This window comes from Parolsenella sp. (genome assembly GCF_982402205.1).
In genome coordinates this window covers 1-3975 of sequence record NZ_CEVYAT010000146.1, presented here as the reverse complement: position 1 = coordinate 3975, position 3975 = coordinate 1, and the positions used below count along the sequence as shown (strand labels likewise).

The 3975-nt window shown below is 65.5% G+C and carries 4 protein-coding genes; 2 read left to right on the top strand and 2 right to left on the bottom strand.

Annotation, left to right across the window (positions count from 1 at the left end; translation table 11 throughout):
- Positions 1–38: 38 nt before the first annotated feature.
- On the bottom strand, positions 39–1277 hold the full coding sequence (locus AC1VTH_RS07165) for an O-acetylhomoserine aminocarboxypropyltransferase/cysteine synthase family protein (protein WP_481335463.1): 1239 nt from the start codon (positions 1275–1277) through the stop codon (positions 39–41).
- A 603-nt stretch (positions 1278–1880) separates the two neighbouring features.
- Here AC1VTH_RS07165 and AC1VTH_RS07160 point away from each other — a divergent pair.
- Positions 1881–2351 (top strand): aldo/keto reductase, encoded by a 471-nt coding sequence (locus tag AC1VTH_RS07160; protein WP_481335462.1) that lies wholly within the window; start codon positions 1881–1883, stop codon positions 2349–2351.
- A 155-nt stretch (positions 2352–2506) separates the two neighbouring features.
- On the opposite strand, the gene AC1VTH_RS07155 is transcribed toward AC1VTH_RS07160, so the two are convergent.
- Positions 2507–3430 carry a LysR family transcriptional regulator gene (locus tag AC1VTH_RS07155; RefSeq protein ID WP_481335461.1) on the bottom strand — a complete coding sequence of 308 codons (924 nt, stop codon included), beginning with the start codon at positions 3428–3430 and terminating at the stop codon, positions 2507–2509.
- A 181-nt stretch (positions 3431–3611) separates the two neighbouring features.
- Here AC1VTH_RS07155 and AC1VTH_RS07150 point away from each other — a divergent pair.
- On the top strand, positions 3612–3975 hold a 364-nt coding region (locus AC1VTH_RS07150), incomplete at its 3' end, for an iron-containing alcohol dehydrogenase (protein WP_481335460.1).

Here is a 3975-nt window from a genome sequence, read left to right as displayed (position 1 = left end):
CGCCGCTCTCTGTGGGAAGGGCCTGGCTGATGCGACGACTAGCTCTCGCGGACGGCCGCGAAGCCGCGCTCGAGGTCGGCGATGATGTCGTCGATGTGCTCGGTGCCAATGGACAGGCGAATCGTGGACTGCGTGATGCCCACGTTGGCGAGCTCCTCGCCGGAGAGCTGGGAGTGGGTGGTGCTGGCCGGGTGGATCACGAGGCTCTTGACGTCAGCGACGTTGGCGAGCAGCGAGAAAAGCTGCAGGTTGTCGATGAACTTCCAGGCGGCGTCCCTGCCGCCCTTGATCTCGAACGTGAAGATCGAGGCGCCACCGTTGGGGAAGTACTTCTCGTAGAGCTCGTGGTCGGGGTGGTCGGGCAGGCTCGGGTGGTTGACCTTCTCGACCAGCGGGTTGTTGGCGAGGTACTCGACGACCTTCTTGGTGTTCTCGGCGTGGCGGTCGAGGCGCAGCGACAGGGTCTCGGTGCCCTGGAGCAGCAGGAAGGCGTTGAACGGCGAGATGCAGATGCCGTGGTAGGAGGGGTTGGGGTCGGCGATCTGCGGGTACTTGCCCGAGGCCTTCCAGTCGAAGTTGCCGCCGTCGACGATCACGCCGCCCAGCGAGGTGCCGTGGCCGCCGATGAACTTGGTGGCGGAGTGCACGACCACGTTGGCGCCGTGCTCGAGCGGGCGGAACAGGTAGGGGGTGCCAAAGGTGTTGTCGACCACGACGGGCAGGCCGTGCTTGTGGGCGATCTCGGAGATGGCGTCGATGTTGGGGATGTCGGCGTTGGGGTTGCCGAGGGTCTCGAGGTAGACGACCGTGGTGTTGTCCTGGATCGCGGCCTCGACCTCCTCGAGGTTGTGCGCGTCGACGAAGGTGGTCTCGATGCCAAACTGCGAGAGCGTGTGCTCGAGCAGGTTGTAGGAGCCGCCGTAGATGGTCTTCTGGGCCACGACGTGGTCGCCCTTGCGGGCGAGGGCCTGGATGGCGTAGGTGATGGCCGCGGCGCCGGAGGCGACGGCCAGGCCGGCGACGCCACCCTCGAGGGCGGCGATGCGGTCCTCGAAGACGCCCTGGGTGGAGTTGGTCAGGCGGCCGTAGATGTTGCCGGCGTCGGCCAGGCCAAAGCGGTCGGCACCGTGCTGGGAGTTGCGGAAGACGTAGCTGGTGGTCTGGTAGATGGGCACCGCGCGGGAGTCGGTGGCGGGGTCGGCGCTCTCCTGGCCAACGTGGAGCTGGAGGGTCTCGAAGTGGAAGGTCTTCTCGACCTCGGGGGTGATGTCGGACATGGTGTTCCTCCTTGTGGGATGGTGATGCTTGGATGATTGGCCGGTCGCAGTTCAATCCCGGGTACAGAAAAGCGCCCGGCAGCTTTGGGCTCCCGGGCGCGAACGAAGACGCTGGTGCGCGCAGGCCTGCGAGCGTGTGCTCGTGGCGCTAGGCGCGGGCGTACCCCTGCAGTGCCCGGGAGCTCAGCATTCGCATGCACATCATCGTGTTGGTCTTGTTGGTCATCGTTCGGGCACCTCCTCGTTTTCGTTGCCTGCTGATGAGTTTATACGGCGCTCGAATTCATACGTCAATACCCTAGTGGAAAAGTGGGTATTAACGTTTTGTTACGCCGAGGTGAGGGGGCGCGTTTTGCGTGCGCCAAGGATTTGACGGGGACCGCGTGGGCATGGCGTGCGGCTGTTGCGTGGGCATGGCGTGCCGTGCCGATGCTCTTCTCGGCAGCCGTTATGGCGGCAAGGCGATGGCGCGCCGCCCCTTCGACATCGCCGTCGCCGTTTACCGGCGTCGCGTCATTTGTTGCGGCCTCGGCATTATGCGCGCATCTCGCGCGGGACACCATGCATCGATGAAGGGTTTGATGACGAACCAAGGGAGGATCCATGCGCTACATCGAGTTTGGGCAGGCAAAGACCAAGGTCTCCGAGGTCATGGTGGGTCTCATGCGCATCGACCAGATGAGCGTGGCCAAGGTCACCGAGCTGGTCGAGACGTCGCTCGACGAGGCCGTCAACGCGCTCGACATCACCGACGTCTACGGCCGCGGCGCCTACGAGAGCATGCTGGGCGAGGTCTTTGCCGCGAACCCCGGCCTGCGCGACCGCGTGATCCTGCAGTCCAAGGTGGGCATCCGCAAGGAGGACGATGGCTTTACCTGGTACGACTTCTCCAAGGAGCACATCATCGAGGCCGTCGACGCAAGCCTCTCTCGCCTGGGCGTCGACCACGTCGACTCGATGCTGCTGCAAACGTGCCATATCAATGGCTCGCCGCTCCGGCTGAACTCGCCATTGTTTGTGCACGTCTCGGCGGCGCGAAACGTGCCGTACCGATGGGGAGATGCCGCCAGTTGAACGTGCCATCGGTTGCGCACGTCTCCGCCACCTCAAACATGCATAACCGATGGCGACGTGCGAGAAGTGCCGTGGTGGCGGCATGCGAGAAGTGACATGGCGTCGTGCGAGCGCTGCCACGCCGGCGCACCGTCTGCGCGTCTCGGCCGGATGCGCTAGCTCAGCACCTCGTAGCCGTCCTGGGCGATGAGGGCGCGCAGCTCGTCGAGGTAGCGCCTGGCCATGGGCGAGAGACGGGCGCGGTCGTTGGTGAGGTATCCCAGCTGCATGGTCTCATCGGTGACGAGCGGCACCGAGACGATGTCGCTGCCGTTGAGGTTGCTGTTGAGCATGCCCGAGCAGATCGTGTAGCCGTCGACGCCGCGCAGCAGGTTGAACAGGGTGGCGCGGTCGGTCACGACGATGCTCTTGCGGTGGCTCTCGAAGGGCAGCAGCTCCTCCGAGAAGTACAGCGAGTTGTGGGTGCCCTGCTCGTAGCACAGGTAGGGGTAGGCGTCGAGCTCGTCGAGCGTCACGCGCTCGGCGTGCGCCAGCGGGTGGTGCTGCGAGAGGAACACGTGCGGCTGCGCGTCGAACAGCGGGGTGTAGGTGAGGTGGTTCTCGCGCATGAGCTTGCGCAGGACCTTCTCGTTAAACGAACTCAGGTACAGCACGCCCAGCTCGCTGCGGTAGCCCGCGACGTCCTCGATGATCTCGTAGGTGCGGCTCTCGCGCAGGGTCATCTCGTACTCGTCGGCCTCGACGCTCTCGAGTAGGCTCACAAACGCGTTGACCACGAAGGCGTAGTGCTGCGACGAGATGGCGAACAGGCGCTTGGAGGGGCGCGCGTGTGCGTAGCGTTGCTCGACGAGCTCGGTCTGCTCGAGAATCTGGCGCGCGTAGGAGAGGAACTCCGAGCCGTCGGGCGTGAGCGAGATGCCGCGTGCCGAGCGGTTGAAGATGACGATGCCTAGCTCGCCTTCGAGCTCGCGCACGGCGGTCGAGAGGCTCGGCTGGGAGATGTAGAGCTGGCGCGCGGCCTCGGTGATCGAGCCGCACTCGGCGATTTTTGCGACGTAGCGCAGCTGCGTGAGAGTCATGGGCGCTCCTCGTGTGTGACTGGAGCGATTCTAGCGCGTGCGTCGGCCGTTTGCGCCCACGTCGCGGCTCCCAAACGTCGCGTGCGGGGGTACCCTAGTGACGACGAGAGGGGTCTGCGGCACCCGCCGCACTCGCTGTTGGCGCAAGGGGAGCGCCACCACTCACGTTTGGAGGAATCGCATGGCAGAGCACTACAACTTCTTTGCGCCCACGAGGGTCCTGTTTGGCCCGGGCAAGCTTGCCGAGCTGGGAGACCAGCAGCTTCCCGGCAAGAAGGCGCTCGTGGTCACGACCGGCGGCAAGTCGGTCAAGGCCAACGGCTACCTCGACAGGCTCTACGGCCAGCTCGACCGCGCGGGCGTCGCCCACGTGCTGTTCGACTGCATCGAGCCCAACCCGCTGAGGCAGACCGTCAACGCCGGCGGCTGGCTCGCGCGCGAGCAGGGCTGCGACTTCGTGGTTGCCCTGGGCGGCGGCTCGGTCATGGACGGCTCGAAGGGCATCTGCGTGGTCGCCGCGAACCCCGGCCGCGACGAGGCCGGCA